The sequence below is a fragment of the Thiocapsa roseopersicina genome, assembly GCF_900106925.1.
GTDB lineage: Bacteria > Pseudomonadota > Gammaproteobacteria > Chromatiales > Chromatiaceae > Thiocapsa > Thiocapsa roseopersicina.
The window spans coordinates 68,348-90,238 of sequence record NZ_FNNZ01000006.1; the positions used below are offsets into that span (position 1 = coordinate 68,348).

Annotated in this window: 18 protein-coding genes; 6 read left to right on the forward strand and 12 right to left on the reverse strand. The window is 61.1% G+C overall.

What is annotated here, in order from left to right; all coding sequences use genetic code 11:
• Positions 1–159: 159 nt before the first annotated feature.
• The 6 genes from BLV04_RS08475 to BLV04_RS08500 form a co-directional block, all read right to left on the reverse strand.
• Positions 160–567 (reverse strand): GtrA family protein, encoded by a 408-nt coding sequence (locus tag BLV04_RS08475; protein ID WP_093030024.1) that lies wholly within the window; start codon positions 565–567, stop codon positions 160–162.
• On the reverse strand, positions 564–1,538 hold the full coding sequence (locus tag BLV04_RS08480) for a WxcM-like domain-containing protein (protein WP_093030026.1): 975 nt from the start codon (positions 1,536–1,538) through the stop codon (positions 564–566). Before BLV04_RS08480 ends, BLV04_RS08475 begins: the two co-directional genes overlap by 4 nt.
• Complete coding sequence (locus BLV04_RS08485; protein ID WP_093030028.1) at positions 1,531–2,499, reverse strand: glycosyltransferase family 2 protein; 969 nt, start codon at positions 2,497–2,499, stop codon at positions 1,531–1,533. The genes BLV04_RS08480 and BLV04_RS08485 overlap by 8 nt, the downstream gene beginning before the upstream one ends.
• On the reverse strand, positions 2,483–3,613 hold the full coding sequence (locus BLV04_RS08490) for a DegT/DnrJ/EryC1/StrS family aminotransferase (RefSeq protein WP_175534546.1): 1,131 nt from the start codon (positions 3,611–3,613) through the stop codon (positions 2,483–2,485). Before BLV04_RS08490 ends, BLV04_RS08485 begins: the two co-directional genes overlap by 17 nt.
• A gap of 51 nt (positions 3,614–3,664) precedes the next feature.
• A complete protein-coding gene (locus tag BLV04_RS08495; RefSeq protein WP_093030032.1) occupies positions 3,665–4,765 on the reverse strand; it encodes a class I SAM-dependent methyltransferase in 1,101 nt (366 codons plus the stop codon).
• Positions 4,766–4,839: 74 nt separating this feature from the next.
• Positions 4,840–7,563 carry a glycosyltransferase gene (locus BLV04_RS08500; protein WP_093030034.1) on the reverse strand — a complete coding sequence of 908 codons (2,724 nt, stop codon included), beginning with the start codon at positions 7,561–7,563 and terminating at the stop codon, positions 4,840–4,842.
• A 481-nt stretch (positions 7,564–8,044) separates the two neighbouring features.
• Here BLV04_RS08500 and hslV point away from each other — a divergent pair, with 481 nt between their 5' ends.
• The 6 genes from hslV (at position 8,045) to ubiB (ending at position 13,906) form a co-directional block, all read left to right on the forward strand.
• Positions 8,045–8,590 carry an ATP-dependent protease subunit HslV gene (hslV, locus tag BLV04_RS08505; protein WP_093030036.1) on the forward strand — a complete coding sequence of 182 codons (546 nt, stop codon included), beginning with the start codon at positions 8,045–8,047 and terminating at the stop codon, positions 8,588–8,590.
• A gap of 190 nt (positions 8,591–8,780) precedes the next feature.
• Positions 8,781–10,112, forward strand: coding sequence for an ATP-dependent protease ATPase subunit HslU (gene hslU, locus BLV04_RS08510; protein WP_093030038.1), 1,332 nt, complete (start codon positions 8,781–8,783; stop codon positions 10,110–10,112).
• 157 nt (positions 10,113–10,269) lie between these two features.
• The gene (locus tag BLV04_RS08515; RefSeq protein ID WP_093030041.1) at positions 10,270–10,632 is read left to right on the forward strand and encodes a gamma-butyrobetaine hydroxylase family protein; all 363 of its coding nucleotides are present in this window, start codon (positions 10,270–10,272) and stop codon (positions 10,630–10,632) included.
• A gap of 219 nt (positions 10,633–10,851) precedes the next feature.
• Positions 10,852–11,601: a bifunctional demethylmenaquinone methyltransferase/2-methoxy-6-polyprenyl-1,4-benzoquinol methylase UbiE gene (gene ubiE, locus BLV04_RS08520; RefSeq protein WP_093030043.1), complete on the forward strand. Its 750-nt coding sequence runs from the start codon at positions 10,852–10,854 to the stop codon at positions 11,599–11,601.
• Positions 11,598–12,248 carry a ubiquinone biosynthesis accessory factor UbiJ gene (locus BLV04_RS08525; protein WP_093030045.1) on the forward strand — a complete coding sequence of 217 codons (651 nt, stop codon included), beginning with the start codon at positions 11,598–11,600 and terminating at the stop codon, positions 12,246–12,248. The genes ubiE and BLV04_RS08525 overlap by 4 nt, the downstream gene beginning before the upstream one ends.
• A complete protein-coding gene (gene ubiB, locus BLV04_RS08530; RefSeq protein ID WP_093030047.1) occupies positions 12,245–13,906 on the forward strand; it encodes a ubiquinone biosynthesis regulatory protein kinase UbiB in 1,662 nt (553 codons plus the stop codon). Before BLV04_RS08525 ends, ubiB begins: the two co-directional genes overlap by 4 nt.
• Positions 13,907–13,910: 4 nt before the next feature.
• Here the strand turns inward: ubiB and BLV04_RS08535 are convergent, their stop codons facing one another.
• The 6 genes from BLV04_RS08535 to BLV04_RS24860 all read right to left on the reverse strand — a co-directional run bounded on the left by BLV04_RS08535 (position 13,911) and on the right by BLV04_RS24860 (position 21,756).
• Positions 13,911–14,903 (reverse strand): ABC transporter ATP-binding protein, encoded by a 993-nt coding sequence (locus BLV04_RS08535; protein ID WP_093030049.1) that lies wholly within the window; start codon positions 14,901–14,903, stop codon positions 13,911–13,913.
• A gap of 11 nt (positions 14,904–14,914) precedes the next feature.
• Positions 14,915–15,766 carry an ABC transporter permease gene (locus BLV04_RS08540; protein ID WP_093030050.1) on the reverse strand — a complete coding sequence of 284 codons (852 nt, stop codon included), beginning with the start codon at positions 15,764–15,766 and terminating at the stop codon, positions 14,915–14,917.
• Positions 15,767–15,859: 93 nt separating this feature from the next.
• A complete protein-coding gene (locus tag BLV04_RS08545) occupies positions 15,860–16,888 on the reverse strand; it encodes a glycosyltransferase family 2 protein (protein WP_175534547.1) in 1,029 nt (342 codons plus the stop codon).
• A gap of 16 nt (positions 16,889–16,904) precedes the next feature.
• On the reverse strand, positions 16,905–18,269 hold the full coding sequence (locus BLV04_RS08550; protein WP_175534548.1) for a glycosyltransferase: 1,365 nt from the start codon (positions 18,267–18,269) through the stop codon (positions 16,905–16,907).
• Between the two features lie 62 nt (positions 18,270–18,331).
• The gene (locus BLV04_RS08555) at positions 18,332–19,687 is read right to left on the reverse strand and encodes a glycosyltransferase (protein ID WP_245731802.1); all 1,356 of its coding nucleotides are present in this window, start codon (positions 19,685–19,687) and stop codon (positions 18,332–18,334) included.
• Complete coding sequence (locus BLV04_RS24860) at positions 19,681–21,756, reverse strand: glycoside hydrolase family 99-like domain-containing protein (protein WP_217633675.1); 2,076 nt, start codon at positions 21,754–21,756, stop codon at positions 19,681–19,683. The genes BLV04_RS08555 and BLV04_RS24860 overlap by 7 nt, the downstream gene beginning before the upstream one ends.
• Between the last annotated feature and the right edge of the window lie 135 nt (positions 21,757–21,891).

Genomic DNA, 21,891 nt, shown 5'->3' on the forward strand with positions numbered 1-21,891 from the left:
TTTTCATGTTGTGTCGGGCTCAAGGATTTTTTCGACCTTTTCAATGCGCGGTTTAAAAGTTAATCTTTTAATACCTTAAACCGCGCCAGCTCCGACAGTTGTCGGAGCTGGCGCGGCCAAGCCAAAACCACACACGACGCATGCCGCACCGGGCGCGGTTTAAGCCGGATCCGGCCGAATCAACCGATACACCAGCCGAGATGCCGCAAAATTAAAGAGGGTCGTAAAGCCGATCGTAATCAGGATGCCGAAACGCGGATTCATCCCGAATGCGGTCAGCTCGTTCAAGAGAAGACCGCCGATCAGGAGACTTGCGAGATAAATGGCGACCGTGGATGCGGCACGCCACGCCGTCGCGGTGCTGCCTTTGAAGACATAGCGCGGGAAAGCCACCAGCAGGACCGCCAAACCGATCGCCCAAGACAGATAATAGGAGATCAAAGGCGATAGCCAAAACAGCAGCAGCTGGAAGACAACAAGGGTAAACAGCGTATTGCCTGCCCCGACGATGACAAACCGCAAACCATCGCCGATCAGACCGTGCCCGCCCAAAAGCCGCTTCATCATGTCGGTGATTCAAGCGCGGTCACCAGACGCAAAAACTCGTCGTAATCACGAATGTATTCATTCGACTCGTAGTCGTGCGACGCAAACACCGCCAAGACCGCATCGGCGGAGAAGCGGTACTGGATGCCCCAGACCAGGGGCGGGATGAGGAGACCAACCCCAGGGTGATCGAGCCGGATCTCCTGTCGCTCCACACCGTCATCTACGACCACCGACAGGCCGCCGTTGAGGGCTACGAGGAACTGCGCGCATTCGCGATGTGCGTGCTCGCCGCGCACGTGATCGTTCGGGACATGGTAGACAAAGAAGACACGTTTCGGCGAAAACGGCAGATGCTGATCGAATTGGGCGACCATCAGATCGCCGCGCAGGTCATTGAAGACCGGCAATTGCACCAGGGTGCACCCGTTGACCGAAAGCTCAGGCAGACCATCGACGGCGAGGCGGCTCGCCTCCAGGACCGATAACGTGCCGAGACGCGCCTGCTTGGTCTCGGACGCCGATTGATAGCCGATGATCTGCGCCGGGTTGCCGGCAACGACGGCGTTCGGCGGGACCGACCGAGTCACTACAGCACCGGCACCCACCATGGCACGCTTTCCGATCGTCAAACCCGGCAGGATGGTCGCATTCGCGCCGATCGAGGCGCCATCCTCGATGGTCGTCACCGCAAAGCTGTCCGGATAACGCTTGGAGCGCGGAAACCGATCGTTGGTAAAGGTCGCGTTCGGGCCGATGAAGACATCGTCGCCCACTCGAATGCCATCCCAAAGCTGCACGCCGCTTTTGATCGTGACGCGGTCGCCGAGGCTGACATCGTTCTCGATGAAGACGTGATCGCAGATGTTGCACTCGCTGCCGACGCGCGCACCCGGAAGGACATGGGAAAAGGCCCAAATACGGGTTCCCGCGCCGACCGTACTGCTTTCGCAGATCCCGGCCGGATGAACGAAATAGGCTTGCTCAGTCATGAGGCTGGCCCTCGATTCGACCTTGAAAATCCTGCTCGTCCGACACCAGGCTGAGTGGCCGGTGCTTGGTGTTCTCCAGGGTGCGCCACAGATAACATCCCATCAAGCCTTGCGAAAACAGAGTGAAACTCCCCATGATCAAAATGGTGAGCATGACGGGCGTATAACCCGCCACCTCGATCCAGCCCAGCATCTTCGCGATCAGGATCAGCAGCGACAGCAGCAACGAGAAGAGAATCCCGATGATGCCGGTCCACAGCAGGACCATGACCGGAAGATCCGAGTAGGAAAAGATGCTGTCGAGCATGTAATTGAAGCGGCGCCTGAATGACCAGGCACTCTTGCCTTTCTCGCGTGCCAGCCGTGTATAGGTCGCGAACTTGCGCCGAAATCCCACCCAGAACAATTGGGCGACGAGCGAGCTGTTGCTTTCTTCGATGCGCAGGAGCGCATCGCGCACCTTCTGATTACAGGCGAAGACATCGACCCCGCCCCGCGGCACATCGGGCAGGACGAAGCGCCGGTAAAAGCCCCAAAACAGATTCGACAGGAGCTTGCTGGTCGCATGATCGTGACGCTCGGCGCGATGACCGAAGACCACGTCGGCCTCGTCCCGCTTGAGGATCTCGAAGAAGGAGAAGACCAGCTCGGGCGGCTCCTGCAGATCGGCGGCCATCGCCGCAAATCGCTCGCCACGCGCATGCACGAGACCCGTTCGTATGGCCGCGAAGGATCCGAAGTTTCGACTATGCGACACTAGTCGCGACGGAAAGGGACAACCCGCCAGCGCATCGCGCAGCAATTCGCCCGAACGATCGGGCGATCCGTCGACGACGAAGACGACCTCGGTCTTGCCTTCGATCGACGCGGTGAGGGTTTCCAGCGCCTTCAGGAGATCCGGAACATTCTCCTCGTTACGGTAAACCGGGATGACGATGGATTGGTCAATGGGCTGCGGCATCAGTTTGACTCGCCGACGGCAGTGAATGAAGTGCCTCGCAAACCCGGGCGATCTCGGCTTGGGTGAGATGGGGAAAGCAGGGCAGGGTCAGGATGCGATCGACCGCAAGACGCGAGGTCGACAAAGGGCCGGAGCGCATCGGCAGATCGCGCCAGGCCGGCTGATCGGGATCCAGGGTCGGGTAATGGATATCCGTTTGAACCCCCATCCGGTTCAGATGAACCTGCGCTGTCTCACGATTCGGACACAGCAGCACGGCGAGATGACCGACCGTTGCCTCGCCCTCCGCGACACAGAGCCGATAACCCTCGGGGAGGGCATCGCGATAGGCCTGAAGGATCGCCCGGCGTGCGCAATTCATGGCATCGAGATGCTGAAGCTTGATCCGCAGCACGGCCGCCTGGACCTCGTCGATCCGGCTATTGCGACCGTAGGCGGCCACGTTGTGATAACGCGGCTCCCACCCGTATTGGCGCAACAGGCGGATTCGATGCGCCAAGTCGTCGCGGGCGGTCGCCACGGCACCGCCGTCTCCGAGCGCGCCGAGGTTCTTGGACGGATAGAAGCTGAAGGTCGCGATATCCCCGAGGCTGCCCGCGAGTCGCTCGCCCATCCGCGCGCCATGGGCTTGCGCGCAATCCTCGACGATTGCAATATCCGCACGACCGGCCGCGTCGAGCAGGACGCGCAGCCCATCGACCTCTCCGAGATTTCCGTAAAGGTGAGTGACCACAACGGCCTTCACCTGATCCGAGAGACGCGCGACGACATCGTTCGGGTCAAGGGTCATCGTCGGCATCAGGATATCCGCGTAGACCGGGGTCGCCCCGATGACCCGGCAGGCAATCGAGGTGTAACCCCCGGCATTCGCGGCGGTGACAACCTCGTCGCCCGCGCCGACCCCGACGGCGCGCAAGGCCAGCTCGAGCGCATCCGTTCCGTTGGCGACGGGCAGGACATGCGTCACGTCGAGATAACGGGCGAAGTCCCGAGCGAAACCCTCGGTCGCCTCGCCAAAAAGCCAGCGGCCACTGCGCAACGAGGCGAGGACGGCGGCCTCGATGCTTGATGCGAGCGCTGCATATTCGCGCGCGGGTTCGTTGATCTGAATCAAGGTCGCTGTCCCATCATTGAGAATCGGTCGGTGATCGGGGCAAGGCGTCGATCATCCGGATGCCGGGTTGCCGGACTCAAGCGCGTCGCGCTCGATGCGAAACGCAGCACGACTTTCCGTCTTATGCCGCATCCAGACTCTGAGGCCCTGTGTCCAAAGATCTTCTTTTGAATAGCGCCGAAGCGCCCGGCGATAGTATGTGTTTTTTTTGGTGGAGGAATGGATCCGTTCCTCGTCGATATCGAAAGGGATCCGTTCCGCTTCGATATCGAAGAACTCCGCCAATATGTCGAGGATCGCGCCGGCACTTTGAAAATTCGAGCTGGAGCCTGTTTTCTCGTCGCCGAGATTATAAACGAATCGGGTGATCCCGGCCGCGTGCGACGCCGGCACGCCATTCCGAATCAGCAACCCCTCCATCTCGTCGGGACCAAGCACCAAATGGGCCCAATCGGGTATCGGATTCCTCTCGGCCTGATCGAAGCGGTAGAGGACCGGCACATCGACCCGGCCATGCGCCGAGGCGGCGGATTCGGCGGAAGGCTCCGGGTGATACCAGACATGATGGCCCGACGGCCCGGACCACAGTGGCTGACCCTGGAGATAGACGACGCCGTCGGGGCGCAGGAGGGTCTTGATCGCACGACAAACCTTTTCGAGATCGGCAATATGTTCCAGGACCGCGATCCCATAGATAATGTCGAAACTCTCCGGCGGGCATGCGACGTCGGAGACATCGCCGACCTTAATCTCGACGCCCGCCGGCAGGGCCTCGTCGCTGCGCCAATCGCCCATGTTGGTCCCGACGACAGCGCGCGCGCCGTTCGCCTGGAAAAGGCGCGCCGAGCACATATGATAGTCGCTGCCGATCTCCAGGATTCGCTTCCCCCGAATATCGACACGCTCGATGAGCTCGCGAAACTCCTCGATCTGGTATGGCGCGGCGGACTCCCTGACATAATCCGGGATCCTGATCTCGACCCGATATTCGGGGCGCACCCTGGGAATGACGAAGGCCCGCAGCAGGCGTCGCTTGTCGAGCTTATTCAGCAGCTCGAACGTCAACGTCCACCAGATCACCCGGCGCAGGCGCGCGACGAGCCCGATGACACTCGCGAGCCAGCCTGGAGCCGTGCGTATGGGAGTCGTCATGATCCAATAGGCTCCACCCGAGGGAGATGTTGTACGGTACCGGCCTTGATCCTCATCCGCGTGTCGATTCCCGCTTATGTCGATGTGCCGGATTCCGGTTTCAGCAGGTCCAAATAGCGTTTCGCGATCGACGTCCAGTCCAACGCGTCGACATAGGCCTTGGCGCGCTCGGCAATGGCTCGCGCTTCTTGCGGATGCTCGAGCAGACGGACGACCGCGTCCGCGATCCCTTCGAAATCGTCGACGATCACGGCGTGGATTCCCGGTTCGGCGGGTATCCCTTCGATCCCCTTGCGCGTGGCCACGACCGGCACGGACGCGGCGAAATACTCCAGGATCTTCATACGCGTGCCCCCACCCTTTTGCAACGGCACCACGGCAATGTCGGCGCTCTTCAGATACGGCGCGAGGTTATCGACCGACCCCGTGAAGACAACATCCGGATGCGGGCTCTCGGCGGGGGGCTCCGGACCGATCGCAAACACCCTGGCATCGATCCCTCGCGCGCTCAGACGCGGCAGGATCTCGGACGCGAGCAACTCGACCGACTCGAGATTGGGTCGATAGCTGTAGATCCCGTGATACACGATGATGGGACTGCTCGACGGGACCTCATAGAGATCACGCAAACCGAATGAATAGCTCCGATCGAAGAGTCGCAGGTCGACACCATGCGGTACCACCTGCACCTTCCGTGGCTCCACCCCGTGCGCGATCAGCAGATCGCGATCCGGCTGCGATACGGCGATCACTTGATCGACTTGATTACAGACACCGATCTCCAATTTCCGCAACCACTCGTAGGCTTTCGGCGTCGTCGCCGGATATTGCGCCCGGATGCGGTCGCACTCCACGTTGTGCTCCACGAGCAGGGTCTTGGCCGACTTCAAACGACTGACCTGCAAGCACGGCTTGGCATAGGCTGGAAACTCGGCCTGGTAGAGGATGATCCTGTATTTGAATGCTAGGTAAAGAAGCCTCGCGGTGTAGCTCCAATCATGCCACGCCTGATAGATGTAAGCCTCGTTCAGCGGCATGCCCGAGCGCAGAACCTTCTTGCGGCTGAACCGATTCATGAGACCGGTCAGACGGATCCAGCGCGGAAAGAGATGCTCCTCGGCGACACCGGACTTGAAGAGGTAGTAACGGCCCCAATCACCGCTGATCAGAAGGACACCGTCGACAAAATGAGAAAGCCCCCAAGCGGTTCGCTCGATCTTGACCGCCGCGCCATGATTGGTCGGAAAGACATCCTCGCGCGAGACGATTGCGACATAGCCCGATCGGCGCTCGCCATCGTCGGGCTTCGCCACCCTATCGGCGGCAGCCGCGTATCGATCGCCCGATGCGTGAAAGGCATCCGAAGGCGCGGGCTCTTCCCAAGCCAGCCTGATCGCCTGCCAGAGACGATGACGCAATGAACCAACCCAGCTGCGCGTATTGATCAAGGCCATCCTGAGCGGCTCGGTCAGTCGCCAGCTCGTGCTGTTGATGACCTCGTCGAGACGATGCTGTAGTTTTTCCACATGATGGCGCAGCTCGTCGATCCATTCGTCCCTGAGTCGAACCTGACGATCGAGCTCGAGGACCTCCTGACTTAGCCTGGCAAGCTGGGGCTCGGCGTCGATGAAAAGCCAATCCGTCTGTTTTGCGGGAGGCTCCGGGCACTGAAGGTATTCGACGAGCGGCCGAATCGTTTTCAGATAATGGAAGCGCTCGTTGACCAGACGGATGGCGTTTTCCGATTTCCGGGCATAATCGGAAGCCGCCCCGGAGATCGAGCCGAGCAACTCGGGCAGATCCTCCGGATCATCGACGACCCAGCCGGCGTCGTAGTCCGCGAGATCCCGAGCCAGATCCAGGGTCCTATTGCAGATCACCGGCAGGCCGCAGCGCAGGAACTCGACGGACCGGAACGAGGCGCTGAAATCCCGTTCGATATTGTAGTCGGACAACTCGATCCCGATATCGCATTCATCCCTGAAGAGTTGCGCCATATCGCGATAGGGCAGCAACCCCGGGGTCTTGGGTATCGAATCCGGATCAGGCAGCGGCTCGCCATTCGCATCCGGCGCATCACCGGACGCCGCCTTGTGAACATAGCCTCCGGATAGGACGACCAATTTCCCCTGCATCTTGGAGCCGTCGGCAAGCGTTTCACGGATGGATCGGTGATAACGCTCGCCCATCCGCCAGGGCCAGGACACGCCGCCGGTCACGACTACCCATTCATCCGAGGATCGACGACGCGGCAGGGGAGAAAAAGGCTCCGTGGAAATCGGGATGATGTCGATCGGAGCATTGAATCGACAGTCGAATCCAGCCAGGATCAACCAGGGAATCAGGAATTGACGCTGGCGCCGGGTTCCGCAAATGAAGCGGCTCGCCTTGCGATACTGTGCCAGCATTCGAGCGGCATAGTGACCGACATTTTCGCCCTCCTGAAACAGGATCTCCAGGATCCGGGGAGCGATCAGATCGACGATCAGCGGGATCTCGAAATCGTACGGGAAGGGTTCCAGCAGCTCCCAATAACCGACCAGGATCGCTTGAGGCTTGACCTCGCGAATCAATGCGTGCAGTTCGGTGCTGTTTCCGAAGTACCGGATATCGGATTCCGAAGCGCCGGGTTCGCTGCGACCTTCCCGATGAGAGGACCGTGACCCCGGATAGGCAAATGCGACATCGACCCCATGCTCGGCAAGCCCTCGGCCAAGGTAATACGCCCGGATGGAGTTGCCCGACAGGACCTGGTCGGGCTGAAATGCCGAGCCATGGGTGACAATAAGGACCTTCATTACACGGAAAACCTGAACGACGGGGACGCACACTTACAAACTGAACGCATGTTTTAGCCTATTCGATCGCCTGATTGCAGGGCATGTATCGATCTTGATGAACGCAATGGGCAGGAGGCAGCTTCCGGCAATGCACGTCGAGGCAGGGAGCACGACTACCGGTTCGTGGAGAGCTCGGCGGGACACCGCGCCATGATGCAGGAAGCCAGGAATCGAGACAAGTTAGCTCGGAGCCCCGCCATCTCTGGATTGCTCACATCAAGCTGCCGAGAACCAGCCCGTCGACAGCAACGCCGTCGAGATCGCCTGCCGGGCGAAGGGCACCGCACAGGCGGCGACTGCCGGGGGCCGATGGCTCCGACCGGCGCGTGCGGACCGACATCAAGTCCAAGATCGAGCCCGACAGCGCGCCCTCGAAGCGCATCGTTTCACCCGCCGATGCCGTAGAATAGCGGGATCGGAACAACAGCGAAGCACGACGATGGAAAGTTTTCGCGGTACGACGATTCTCTCGGTTCGGCGCGGCGGCAAGGTCGTGATCGGCGGCGACGGGCAGGTCTCGCTCGGTCAGACGGTCATGAAGGGCAACGCGCGTAAGGTCCGTCGCCTCTTCAAAGGGCAGGTCATCGCCGGGTTCGCGGGGGCCACGGCAGACGCCTTCACGCTCTTCGAACGCTTCGAGGGCAAGCTCGAGAAGCACCAGGGACATCTGACCCGGTCCGCCGTCGAGCTGGCGAAGGACTGGCGGACCGATCGCATGCTGCGTCGGCTCGAGGCATTGCTCTGCATCGCCGACGCGCAGACTTCGCTCATCATCTCCGGAACAGGCGACGTGATCGAGCCCGAAAACGACCTCATGGCCATCGGGTCCGGCGGGTCCTTCGCTCAGGCCGCGGCCCGAGCGCTGCTCGAGAACACCGAGCTCGGCGCCCGCGAGATCGTCGAGAAGGGCTTGAACATCGCCGCGGACATTTGCATCTATACCAATCACAATCTGGTGCTCGAAGAGCTCGACACGGACCGGTGAAGCCTGTTTGTCGCGCCATGGCCGAGCCCCTTGCCGGAAACCGGTATCGTCTCCCGCAAGGATGGCCTTCGGCCCGCGCCGCCGACTCCTTCCTTGACCAGGCGGCGGTCTGCAACGACGCCTCGTGAGGCCAATCCTCCATCCAAATCGGTCGCTCGACCCGGGCGACCCCCTCGACGGACAGATCCAGATGTCGGAAATCACCCCACAACGCATCGTTTCGGAGCTCGACAAGCACATCGTCGGTCAGGACGAGGCGAAGCGCGCCGTCGCCATCGCCTTGCGCAACCGGTGGCGTCGCTCCCAAATCCCGGAGCCGATGCGCTCGGAGATCACGCCGAAGAACATCCTGATGATCGGCCCGACCGGCGTGGGCAAGACCGAGATCGCGCGGCGCCTGGCGCGCCTGGCCAATGCACCCTTTCTGAAGGTCGAGGCGACCAAGTTCACCGAGGTCGGCTACGTCGGGCGTGATGTCGAGTCCATCATTCGCGATCTCGCCGACATCGGGATCAAGCTCGCGCGCGAGCAGGAAATGGCCAAGCTCGCGGGACAGGCCGAAGCCGCCGCGGAGGAGCGCATCCTCGATGCGCTCCTCCCGCCGCCGTCCAGCTTCGAGGAAGAAAGCCGCTCCGTCACCAGCTCGGCAACCCGCGAAAAATTCCGCGATCGCCTGCGCGCCGGGGAGCTCGACGAGCGCGAGATCGAGATCCAGGTCTCTGCCTCGCCGATGGGGGTCGAGATCATGGCCCCGCCCGGCATGGAGGAGATGACCAATCAGCTTCAGGGGCTCTTCCAGAACCTCGGCCAGGGTCGCATGAAGCGTCGCAAGCTGCGCATCCGCGATGCCCGACAGCTTCTCAAGGATGAAGAAGCGGCCAAACGGGTCAACGATGAAGAACTGAAGCTGCGCGCCATCGAGAACGTCGAGCAAAACGGCATCGTCTTTCTCGACGAGCTCGACAAGGTCACCAAGCGCGGCGAAGGCATGGCGGGCGCCGATGTCTCGCGCGAGGGCGTCCAACGCGACCTCCTGCCGCTGGTCGAGGGCAGCACCGTGTCGACCAAACACGGCTCGGTGCGCACGGATCACATCCTCTTCATCGCCTCCGGTGCCTTCCATCTCTCCAAGCCGTCCGATCTGATTCCGGAGCTGCAGGGCCGCCTGCCGATTCGCGTCGAGCTCAAGGCGCTGACCACGGAGGATTTCGTGCGGATTTTGACCGAGCCGGACGCCTCCTTGACCGATCAGTACCGCGCCCTGCTCGCCACGGAGGGCGTCGGCCTGGAGTTCACCGAGGACGGGATCCGTCGACTCGCCGAGATCGCCTGGCAGGTCAACGAGCGCACCGAAAACATCGGAGCGCGACGGCTGCACACCGTCTTGGAGCGGCTGCTGGAGGACGTGTCCTACAACGCGTCGGATCTGGATCGCGTGACGGTGACCATCAACGCGGCCTATGTCGATCAAAACCTCGCGGGGCTCGCTGCCGACGAGGATCTGTCGCGCTACATCCTATAAACCGCGTCCGGTGCGGCCGATGCTGGTTTCGAGTGTTCTCGGGCCCATATCGACTGATCGCCGGCCGACCCTACGCGGTTTCGATCGGCGCCCCCCCGGATATGATCCATCCCACTCACAAACGCCCGCAGCGGCCTCGCGGGCGCCGGAGAACCCCATGCCCACACCGACCGAGCTCAATCTTCACCAACAATCGCGGATCCTCGAGATCACCTTCGACGACGGCTTGCATGTCAACCTGCCGTGCGAGTATCTGCGCGTCTACTCCCCCTCGGCCGAGGTCCAGGGTCACGGACCAGGGCAGCGCGTCCTGCAGCTCGGCAAGGAGGATGTCGGGGTCGACAAGATCGAGCCCGTCGGCAACTACGCCATCTGCCTGCACTTCGACGACGAGCACAACACCGGGATCTACTCGTGGGAGTATCTCTACAAGCTCGGCGTCGAGCAGGAGCATCTCTGGAAGGAGTACCTCGACGAGCTGGAGAAGGCCGGGCAGAAGCGAAAGGTCCGCGCGTCCTGATCCGAGGCGCTGTTGTTGTAAACTTAGCGGCTCGGGATCGCGCCGACGTGCGTCGCGTCGACCGACCCGAATCACACGGCCGTCGCCCCAGCCGGGCATCGGCCTTCGAAAATACTCATTGATCTGAACCGCGCCGCCGACGGCCCTTGTTAGCGACAAGGCCAAGCAGACCCCGAAGCGGTGCAGATCCAATCAAGCGCGGTTCAGCAGGGACACAGCATGTCCGAAGACAAGACGACACATTTCGGTTATCAGCAGGTTCCGGTCGAGGAGAAGGCGTCGCGCGTGCGCGCGGTGTTCGACTCGGTCGCCTCCCGATACGACCTCATGAACGACCTCATGTCCTTGGGCATCCATCGGCTCTGGAAGCGCCACACCATCGAGCTGTCGGGCGTGCGCCGCGGTCAGCGGGTGTTGGACCTCGCGTCCGGAACGGGCGATCTCGCCGAGCGCTTCTCCGGCATCGTCGGCGCGCAGGGGCTGGTGGTCATGTCGGACATCAACGCGTCCATGCTCACCGAGGGGCGCGAGCGCATGCTCGACCGCGGACGCGTCGGCAACCTGCACTACGCCCTGATCAATGCCGAAAAGCTGCCGTTCCCGTCGGATTACTTCGACTGTGTCACCATCGGTTTCGGTCTGCGCAACGTCACCGACAAGCAGGCCGCACTGGTGGAGATGCAGCGGGTGCTGCGACCCGGCGGACGTGCGCTGATCCTGGAGTTCTCGCACCCGGTCAGCCGCCCCTTGAGCAAGGCGTACGACCTCTACTCCTTTTCGGTCCTTCCCACACTCGGGCGCCTGGTCGTGAACGACCCCGAGAGCTATCGCTATCTGGCCGAATCCATCCGCATGCACCCGGACCAAGAGACGCTGCGCGCCATGATGGAAGCGGCCGGGTTCGAGCGTTGCGACTACTTCAACCACAGCGGCGGTATCGTCGCGATCCACCGAGGTTACAAGCTGTGACCGAAGGCATCCAGATCCCGGACGCGGTGCTGGCCGTCGTCGAGCAGGCACTGAACCGCTACATGGCGCTGGACCCGGAGGGCTCAGCCGCATTCGCTGGGCTGGAAGGACGGATCATCGGCATCGAGCTCAAGGGGTTCGGCACGCGCGTGACCATCATCCCGAGCGACCGGCGCCTCCAGCTCTTCGGCGGGTACGATGCCGAGCCCGACTGCTTGATCCGCGGCACCCCGCTTGCCCTCGCCCGCATGAGCATGGCCGAGCGCAAAGAGACACAGATCATCCAGGGCGAGGTCGAGATCCTGGGCGACACCTCCCTGGCACAAGCCTTCAACCGTGCGATCGCCGGCCTCGACGTAGATTGGGAGGAGCAGCTCGCGCGCGTGATCGGCGACCCCTTCGCCCACCAAGTCGGCAACCAAGCACGTGCAGCGGCGCAGTGGGCACGCAAGACGTCCGAGTCCCTGAGCGCCGATCTTCAGGAGTACCTTCAGGAAGAGGCACGCCTGACCCCGACCCGCTACGAGGTCGAGGCATTCCTCGCGCAGGTCGACATCCTGCGCGACGATGTCGAGCGCGCCGAGGCACGTATCGAACGCCTCGAGCGCCTCGCTCGCACACATGCGGGGTCCGGCACTCCGTCATGATCGGACCCCGCGAGGCCCTGCGGCTCTTCCGCATCAACTGGATCCTCCTGCGCCATGGACTCGACGAGGTCATCCTCGCGACCCATCTGTTTAGGCCGCTGCGCTGGATCATGTACATCTCGCCTTGGCACTGGTTCAAACGCGACCTGCCGAGCTCCTATCCGGTGCGCGTGCGCCTCGCGCTGGAAGACTTGGGGCCCATCTTCGTCAAGTTCGGGCAGATCCTCTCGACCCGGCGCGATCTTCTGCCGGACGACCTGGCCGTCGAGCTGGCCAAGCTCCAGGACCGAGTGCCGCCCTTCGACGGTGCCGAGGCACGCGCCATCATCGAGAAGTCTTGGGGCTGCTCGGTCGACGATGTCCTCGACGAGTTCAACCCCGTCCCGCTCGCCTCCGCCTCCATCGCGCAGGTCCATACCGGACGTCTGAAGAACGGGACCGAGGTCGTGGTCAAGGTGCTGCGACCAGGCATCGAGCGGACCATCCGCGGTGACTTAGGGCTGATGTACACCGTCGCCCATCTCGCCGAGCGGTATTGGAAGGACGGGCGTCGGCTACGCCCGGTCGAGGTGGTCCGCGAGTACGAGAAGACCATCTACGACGAGCTGGATCTGCAACGCGAGGCCGCCAACGCCTCCCTGCTGCGTCGCAATTGGATCCACAGCGAGATGCTCTACATCCCGGAGATCTACTGGGATTGGACCCGCCCGGGCGTCATGGTGATGGAGCGCATCTACGGCACCCCGGTCAGCGATGTCGCGACCCTCAAGGCCCAGGGCGTGAGCATGAAACAGCTCGGCGAGCGCGGCGTCGAGATCTTCTTCACTCAGGTCTTCCGCGACAACTTCTTCCATGCGGACATGCACCCCGGCAACATCTTCGTCGAGCCGTCCGGGCGCTATATCTCGATCGACTTCGGCATCGTCGGCACACTCACGACCGAGGATCAGCGCTATCTCGCCGAAAACCTGCTCGCCTTCTTCGAGCGCGACTATCGGCGCGTTGCCGAGCTGCATGTGGAATCCGGCTGGGTCCCTTCCGGCACACGCGTGGATGAATTCGAGTCCGCCATCCGCACCGTCAGCGAGCCCATCTTCGAGAAACCGCTGGCCGAGATCTCCTTCGGACACTTCTTGGTGCGACTGTTTCAGACCGCGCGACGCTTCGACATGGAGATCCAACCGCAGTTGGTGCTGCTGGAGAAGACATTGCTCAACATCGAGGGTCTCGGCCGTCAGCTCTACCCCGAGCTGGATCTCTGGACGACCGCGAAGCCCTACATGGAACGCTGGATGAAAGACCAGATCGGGGTCGTGGGGCTGCTCGATCGGACCAAACGCAACGTCATCTCCGTCGCCGACCAGACGCCCGAGATCCCCTTGATGGCCTACCGGATCCTCAGCACCTACGACAAACGTCTGCGGGCGGCCGAGGCCGAATCACTCAGAAACCATGGCCGCAGCGCCAGCCAAGACCAGGCCGCAGCAACATCCCAATCGGTCCGAGCACTGGGCGGTGCCACCGTCATCGTCTGCGGGACCCTCGTCCTGCTGCTCGGCCCGGGTCCGTGGCTACCTGCGACGACCGGGGTTGCGCTCGTCGCAGGCTGCTACCTTGCGGGCGCCCTGCTGTTTTTCTCTGCGGGGCGGCACACTTAACCCCTCATTGCGTCCGCGGATGAGGGTGCGCCAATGACTCCACCTCGTTGACCAGACGGTCCAAATCGACATCCTGCCAGCGGCGCTCGCGAAGCAGATGAGCAGTCCGATCCGCCCAGTCGGCGCGCTCCTCCGGCGTGCCCTCGGAAGACGCCCCCCCCAACGCCGTCACGCCGGCCTGCTCCGGTTGGGTCTCCGGCTCCCGAGAGGCTTCGGCCTCGGGCTCCGGAGCTTTCAACGGCCCATCGCGTGACTCCCTGTACTGCTCCAATACCTCCGCGGTCGTCCCTGCCCCGACCACGCGACCGTGCTCCATGAGCACTGCCTTGGTGCACATCTTCGAGATCAACGCCTCGGAATGAGAGGAGAGTACGATGATGGAGACCTGCTCCGTAAAGAGCTTCAAGCGCTCACTCGCCTTTTGCAGGAAGGCCGCATCACCGGCCCCGATACCCTCGTCGATCAACAAGATGTCTGGAGCGACCGAGGTCGACACGGCAAAGGCGAGGCGCATCCGCATCCCGGCGGAATAGGTGCGGATCGGCAGGTTGAGGAAATCTCCAAGCTCCGTGAACTCGGCAATCTCCTCCAATCGCGCCCGCATTTGGGAGCGGCTCAGGCCCAGATAGAGCCCGCGGAGCACGATGTTCTCGTAGCCGGTACTTTCAGGATCCATGCCGAGACTGATATCGAACAAGGGCACGGTCGAGCCCTTGATGGATACACGCCCCTCGTTCGGCTCGTAGATACCGCCGAGCACGCGCAGGAGTGTCGTTTTGCCTGCGCCGTTGTGACCGACTAACCCGATTCGATCGCCACTCTCGAGACGGAGATTGATGTCCTGCAATGCTTGTACGACCGAGATCCGATCCGAGCCCGATTCCGAGCGAATCTGCCCCCCGGTCGCGCTCTGAATCAAACGATTCTTTATGGATCGCGTCGCCGAGCTATAGACCGGGAAGGAGACCGAAACCTGTTCCAGCGTGATCGATGCCATCGTCCCTATCCTCAGACCCAGTAGGCGATCCGCCAGCGGTAGGCGGAGTAGAAAAAGAGCGTGATCGCCCACCCGAAGACCGCGATGAGCAAGACCGCCAGCCAATTCTCGAAGGCAGGTGTTTGGCCCAGCATCGGCGCACGGAGAATCTCGACCATGTGATAGAAGGGATTGAGCTGCAGGAATAAGGCGCGATCCGGCAACATCTCCGGCCGCCAGATCACCGGAGTCATGAAAAAGAGCACTTGGACGACGCTGCCGATGATGAGAGGAACATCCCGAAAACGCGCGCTCAAGAGACCGAAGAAGAGCGACATCCAGAAACCGTTGATCAGAAGAATCAAGACCGCGGGCAGCACCCAGAGCGCATTCCAGCTCAGACCCACGTCGTACCACCAAGCCACCGCAAAAAAAATCCAGATATTGTGGGCGAATGCAATCACCGCCGACCAAACCTCACGATAGGCATAGATGGACACGGGCGCATTGAGCTGCCTGATCATGCCCTCGGCAGAGATAAAGGTCGAACAGCCACCTAAAATCATCTCGGAGAGGAGGCCCCAGATCACGAAACCTGCAGCCAGGAACGGAAGATACTCATGCAGCTCCTGGCCGAAGATCTGTCCGTATAGAAGCCCCAAAGCAAAGACCATGACACCCATGGAAATCGTGATCCAGAACGGACCGAGCGTCGAGCGCCGGTAGCGCTGGCGCACATCGTGAAGTCCGAGCGTTGCCCAAAGCTCGCGACGGCGCCAACCCTCGACAATATCGAGCCAGGCGTTCTTGAACTGCTCCGGCTCCAGTCCATGGCGAAGCTGTTGAATCAGGGGCGATTGGACTTTAGTGGTGCTAGATATCATGAGTTTTTTCCAGAAACCGCACGGATTCAAGCGCTTCAAACTTAAAGCTATTCATCGGGATTGGCAGCGCAAAGAGCGATCGGATTTTCATACTTAGGCTTCAGTGCACGGCAAGCTCGGCGGAGTGGAATCGAGTCTCGCCTCCGACATCGCGCCGAACACTCCCCGAATACGGTTTGCGCGTAAAGCAGCAGCATAGGCACGATGAAGAAGACGCGTCGTCAGATCATCCAAAGGGAGATCAGCCCGACATCGCTCGCGAGCAAACCGATCCAGCTCTCGAGCTGACTTCATAACGCTTGGAAAAAGCGGCGCGATCGCCATCCATTCCGATTCGACACTATCGAGGCGCGCCCATGTCACAGCATCTTGCTCCGGATATAGCCGAGCGAGTAGCCAATCGGCCCGCCCCTGCAAATAGCAATACGTGCAGACTTCTTCGAGACTGCACGGTCGGATCACGACACTTTCTGCGCCGGCGCTCCGAGCCACGCACAGACCGGCTCGACTCAGTCGGATTCCAAGCTCGCGCGCTTCGGTACCGACCGGAAAAACAGGGTTGAACCCTCCGTGATCAAGGAGGTAAAGCCGCTTAAAGGAGGGCAGCCGGCAACCAAACCCGGGGCCATCACCGGCGCACGACTCCAGCGAGTCGACGCAGCAGATATCCCGCCGTTCGGCCTCGGCAAGATAACGCATGAGTGGGGAGCGCTCCGCCTCGCCACGCAAGCCAGTATAACCGAGGACGGCAAAGTGCGACTGCGGGTGCTCCTCATGGGCACGATAGTGCTCCTCCAAACATGCTGGATCCAGCACTTCGCCTTCCTCGATGAAAAGCACGATGGGCGACCGGGCCAAGGACAATCCCAGATTTCGCCAGCCAGCAATCCCACCGCCCTTCCATCGCGCGCACTGGAAGTGAAGCGCCGACGAGGTTGCCTCGATTCCGGTCCACATTTCATCCGTGCAGCCATCATCGACGACCAAGACCTCGAATCGACCGACATCGAGACTTTGTGCACGGAGTGCCTCCAAAGACGGACTGACTGCATCCGAGCTGTCCGATACACGCACGATCGCACTGATCAGAGGTAACGATTGGGTCGCTTCATGTGGTTTCACGTCCGTTGACTCGCCGCTAGTGATTCGAGCAAAGTACAGGCGTCAGGACACGTCCAACTGCTTCCTTCGAAAAGTGCTGCCTCATAAGATCTTGCCCTCCGCAGGAGATGCGCTGCCAGAGGGTGTCGTCCGAGTAGAGACGAATAACCGCTTCGGCAAAGCCCCCGGCATCCTCCGCGATCAAAGCGTCGATCTCATGGACCAGCCCCATGCCCTCTGCGCCGACGCTCGTCGTGACGACCGGCAAGCCAAAGGCAAGACTCTGACCGACCTTCCCCTTCATTCCGGCCCCGTGCCTCAATGGCGCAACGAAGACACGCGCTCGCTGGAACCATGGCGTCACGTCTCGAACGTACCCTAGCGGATTGATCCTTTTCGACTTAAGCGCCCGCACCGAATACGGCATGTCACTGCCCGCAATATGAAAACGCACGTCGGGCACTCGCTCGAGGATCAGAGGAAAGATTTCCCTCACAAAATAAAACACGGCATCGACGTTCGGAGGATGATTAAAGCTGCCGATAAAAAACAGATCGGATCGCGCCAAGACCGCTTCGACGTAAGGGAAGATCGTATGGATGTTGGGCAACACTGCAACAGCAAGCCCCGGTACCTCGTTCAGGAGCGCTGACTTTTCATCGTCGCTGATGGCAATCGTTAAATCCGCACATCGCGCATTACACAATTCGATTTCTCGATACCGTTCGGCGTCTCTGCGGACCTTCTCAGGCTTATCGCTGAAAGGAATGCCCCGACGCAACCGAATCCAGTGGAGGTCGACGGTGTCGTAGATCACACGCGCCTGAACAATCAAGGAGCGCACCATAGGCAAATAGCGTTCGGCAATCTCCGGGCGCGAGATCCAAACCGTTTGGTAGCTCCCGCCATGGCGGATCAGATGCTTCAACGCCGACTCTTGACCGACGATCACCCGGATTCCTCGTTCCTTGAGTGAAGTCTCGTAGGAGAGAGACTCGGCAGGACGATCGCCGATGAAATCAATGGCCCAGCCCGCCTCGGCCATCAGATCCAAGATCATCCGCATCCGAAACGAGCCCGAATCCCGATCCGGCGTCGGCGCCTTCCAGTCAATCACCAGGATACGGCGATCTGCTGTTTCAATCGGTGGGAATAGGGAAGACCAATCCGAGTGCCAGTCAGGCAGAACCTGCGACCATTTCGGATCTCCGGAACAGAACAATTTCGACAGCGGCAGCCAAATGGCGTTGACGACCGCTTTGATACGACCGCGTCGGGTCTCTCCAAGAGGAAGCAGACGATAAAAACCGCGCACGCGACGTCCGGCAGCGCTTGTCCATTGCACCAGCGCCTCTTTGATAAAAGATCCGGAACCCCGGCCAATCTTATCGCGAATAGCCATGCTTGAATCGCGGACAGCCCTCGCCTGCCACATCGCCATCCCTGATCGTGCAGACCCGGGTATCACCCATTCGACCGCTCGACCAAGCCCAACTGTTCGAGACGCCGACGGTAGCGCGCACCGACTGCCGCGAAGCTGTGATATCGACGAATGTATCGCGCACCGGCCTCCCCCTTCTCGCGAGCAAACGCGGGATCGCTCACCAAGGCGCGCATAAAATCCGCGGCCATCTCGACATCGGCCTCGGCCCAGAGCTGACCCGCGCCGAACGGATATTCGCCCTCCTCGACCGGAACCAGGACATAATCGACCAGACAGCAGTTCTCTTCATTCGTAAAATCGAGATTTCCGGAATATCCAGTCGCGATGACAGGCTTACCCATCAACATGGCTTCCGCGAGACCGCGGCCGAAACCTTCGGAGCGATGAAGCGAAACGAAACAATCGCATCCATTCACGAGCGATCTGATCTCGCGGTCGTCCATTACACGATCGATCCAAAGAATACGCGGGTCGCTCGTAACGTCACCGCTCTTGAATGCCTCGTATGCATCCGAGCACTCGGACATGCCGTTTGTCTTGATCACAAGACCAACCGACTCGTCGGAGCTTGCAAAAGCCTGCTCAAACGCCCGAACGACTGCCATGGGATTCTTTCTGCTCACGAAGGAGCGAAAATCGAAAAAGAAGAGAAAGAGGAATCGGTCATCCGGCAACCCAAGGGCTTCGCGACTCGCAACCTCGGTCTGTCGATGCTCGACTGCAAGCGGCATCCAGACGACCGGGCAATCCGCCTTGTCGGCAACCGCCTGCTGGATGAAACGCGAGGGCGCCCAAATCTCATCCAAGCCATCTAATGCCGGCAGCCAAGCATCCGGAAGGTGACTCAGCTCCCATGCCCAATACCCGATGTTGTAAGCTCCGCGCTCAAGACTCGTGCCCTGATACTCCCACGCCTTGTCCATCTCGTCCGCATTCAGAACAAGAATGTTTGCACGATAGACCGCGGCCGCATCCTCGCGGTGCATCAGGTCGAAGTCCTTGTGCATTGCGGCCATCTCCCGACCATAGTCACCATAGAGATTTCGCATCGCGAACGGAACGCCAGCCGCATCGAAGGCCGACGCCGCGGTGCGAATATCCTCCGCCCGCCCGAGCACCGCATACGGATGCCCGATCAGCAGTGCTCCCGGCGCCATCATTGCGCGCGAGACACGACGGCGCGAGCCGGATTCCCTAGGCTCGGGACGCGGCGTTATCGGCAAGGGCGACTCACTGCCGAATCGCCGGTTCCGATGATTACGGAGCAGATCGCGCAGGCGCCCGTCCACTCGAACCCGAGCAGCCGTGAAAAGCCGCTTGATCGCCGGAACGAATCCATCGGGGTGTGCGAGCATATGACGCACTCTGATCAACATGCCCCGACTCGGCCCGAAGATGTCGATCGCGCCGAGACTTCCGTCACGGCGGTTTCACGGGTTAACGCAGGTCGTAGCGGGATCAGCCCTCCGAGCGCGGCACGCGTTGCGTCCAAATAGCCATGACCGTAACGCAGATCCGGCTCGAGATGATTTCCTTCTGCCCACTCGTTCCACGCATTGACAAAGACAAACCGCTCACCCGGCGAATTCAATTGTCTCGACTGCTCGACCAACGTCGAAAGCCAATGCTCGTAGAGTCGAGGCGTCGAGCCCAAAAAGATCGTACCGGCGTCCTGTCGACGTGCGGTATTGTCCCAACTCGGCATCGCCGTACGAAAGAAACGATGCTCGGGTAGCGGTCGCTGCATGAAGCGCTCGGCGGTGGCCCGATAATCATAGACACGGCCGGTGAAATCCGGATTATCCATTGGCGGCTGCGGGTCTACGGGGACAGAGAGGTCATGCGGCGGAAACTCGACCACCGCATCGAACCCGAAATCCCGTGGATCGGCGGTCAACCCGAAGCTTTGAACGCAGGCGAGGAAGAGCTCGCCCAGCCCTGCCCGAGCACAATACTCGCGCCAAACCTCGGCAGTGCGGGCAGGATCGGGAAACAACTCGATCCGGTAAATGAGGATCAATGGACGTCCGTTGATCCGAATATAGCGCCGATCCCGCAGCAGCGGCTGCAGATGACGAATGAATGCCAGGTCATCCGGCTCCGAATGCTGCTGGGCCATCAAGATATCGGACTCGCGCCCATCCCAGCGCCGGCTCCAGCTCTCGTTCGCCCAACAGATACAGAAGGGAAAATCCGGCTGACCGGATGCAAGGATCTCGTCGAGCGGTCGGTTCAGCAAGCGCTTACCGCCGAACCAGTAATAGTAGTAGCAAAAACCGTGAATACCGTAGTCGCGCGCCAGATCCGCTTGAGCCTGGCGCGTCTCGGCGAGCCTCAAATCATAGAAGCCAAGATCGGCCGGAAGCTGCGGCTGTTGGTGCCCGGCAAAGTTCGGCCTTGCGCGGGTCACATTGGTCCACTCGGTGAATCCCTTACCCCACCAACGGTCGTTCTCCGGGATCGGGTGGAACTGCGGCAGAAAAAACGCAATGAGCCGGACGGCATCGAGCTCATCGAGCGTGGCCTGCCAGCGGTCGAGAAAGATCGCGCTGTTGGCGGCAATGCGCGCCATTTTTTCGGTCGGCCGGGCATTCGTCGAGACACTCAGATGATGCACGACCACCGATTTGGGCTCGTAGACCACATCGTAGCCGAGGGACTGCACACGCAACGAGAGATCACAATCTTCATAGTATGCCGGCGCATAGACCTCGTCGAATCCTTCGAGACGGTCGAACAGCGATTTCTCGATCAGGATACTCGCCCCCGAGCAATGATCGACCCGTCGGCGCCGGTTATAGATCGGCTCCGCGGGATCTTGATTCAGCCCGATCAACTCGACACGGCCGTCTCGCTTGAGCGCAGCGCCCGCCTCCTGCAGGTGGCCGCTCGGGTAAATGAGCTTGGAGCCCGCGATACCTGTACCGGGCTCCTCTTTGAAGACGTCGAGCAGCGCATCGAGCCATCCCGCCTGAACCTGAGTATCGTTGTTCAGCAGAAGCAGGTAACGGCCGCGCGCCAAAGCAGCACCCCGGTTGCAGCTCAACAGGAAACCCCGGTTGGGGTCGTTCCGCAGGTAGCGGATTCCGCTCACGGACCGGAGCAGCTCGGGGGTCTCGTCCGTCGATGCGTCGTCGATCACGATGATCTCGATCGACGCCCGCGGCGGCACAGCGGCGATCGACTGTAGGCAGCAAAACGTGAAACCGGCCTGATTGTGAACCGGCATCAGGATGGTGACTTCCGGATCCTCGGCGAACGGCAACACGAGACCGGCAGCGGCCTCCACGAGCCCCGCGTCGGGCACCGGGAACATCTGCGGCGGAGTGATCGTCGAGATCCGCTCCTCCCGGTCGAGGTCGACATCGACCTCCACGTCGTCCTTGGCCTGCTGTTCCTCCCGCCAGTGGCGATAGCTGGCAGTGCCCTCGATAAGGGGGGACAAAAAGCGATACGAGGCCGACTTGAGGAATGACCGCCCGCTCGGCGTCAGCGGCAGTCGGTGATAGATGGCACGCAGGCTTCGCCCTACGATCGCTCTTGGATGAGGGAAGGGAATCACGAGCAGGGAACGAGGGAT

What these genes read in the sequence shown, in the direction of transcription:
- BLV04_RS08475 (WP_093030024.1), bottom strand. Translation starts at nt 567, where the DNA reads ATGATGAAGCGGCTTTTGGGCGGGCACGGTCTGATCGGCGATGGTTTG.
- BLV04_RS08480 (WP_093030026.1), bottom strand. Translation starts at nt 1,538, where the DNA reads ATGACTGAGCAAGCCTATTTCGTTCATCCGGCCGGGATCTGCGAAAGC.
- BLV04_RS08485 (WP_093030028.1), bottom strand. Translation starts at nt 2,499, where the DNA reads ATGCCGCAGCCCATTGACCAATCCATCGTCATCCCGGTTTACCGTAAC.
- BLV04_RS08495 (WP_093030032.1), bottom strand. Translation starts at nt 4,765, where the DNA reads ATGACGACTCCCATACGCACGGCTCCAGGCTGGCTCGCGAGTGTCATC.
- BLV04_RS08500 (WP_093030034.1), bottom strand. Translation starts at nt 7,563, where the DNA reads ATGAAGGTCCTTATTGTCACCCATGGCTCGGCATTTCAGCCCGACCAG.
- hslV (WP_093030036.1), top strand. Translation starts at nt 8,045, where the DNA reads ATGGAAAGTTTTCGCGGTACGACGATTCTCTCGGTTCGGCGCGGCGGC.
- hslU (WP_093030038.1), top strand. Translation starts at nt 8,781, where the DNA reads ATGTCGGAAATCACCCCACAACGCATCGTTTCGGAGCTCGACAAGCAC.
- BLV04_RS08515 (WP_093030041.1), top strand. Translation starts at nt 10,270, where the DNA reads ATGCCCACACCGACCGAGCTCAATCTTCACCAACAATCGCGGATCCTC.
- ubiE (WP_093030043.1), top strand. Translation starts at nt 10,852, where the DNA reads ATGTCCGAAGACAAGACGACACATTTCGGTTATCAGCAGGTTCCGGTC.
- ubiB (WP_093030047.1), top strand. Translation starts at nt 12,245, where the DNA reads ATGATCGGACCCCGCGAGGCCCTGCGGCTCTTCCGCATCAACTGGATC.
- BLV04_RS08535 (WP_093030049.1), bottom strand. Translation starts at nt 14,903, where the DNA reads ATGGCATCGATCACGCTGGAACAGGTTTCGGTCTCCTTCCCGGTCTAT.
- BLV04_RS08540 (WP_093030050.1), bottom strand. Translation starts at nt 15,766, where the DNA reads ATGATATCTAGCACCACTAAAGTCCAATCGCCCCTGATTCAACAGCTT.
- BLV04_RS08550 (WP_175534548.1), bottom strand. Translation starts at nt 18,269, where the DNA reads ATGGCTATTCGCGATAAGATTGGCCGGGGTTCCGGATCTTTTATCAAA.
- BLV04_RS08555 (WP_245731802.1), bottom strand. Translation starts at nt 19,687, where the DNA reads ATGTTGATCAGAGTGCGTCATATGCTCGCACACCCCGATGGATTCGTT.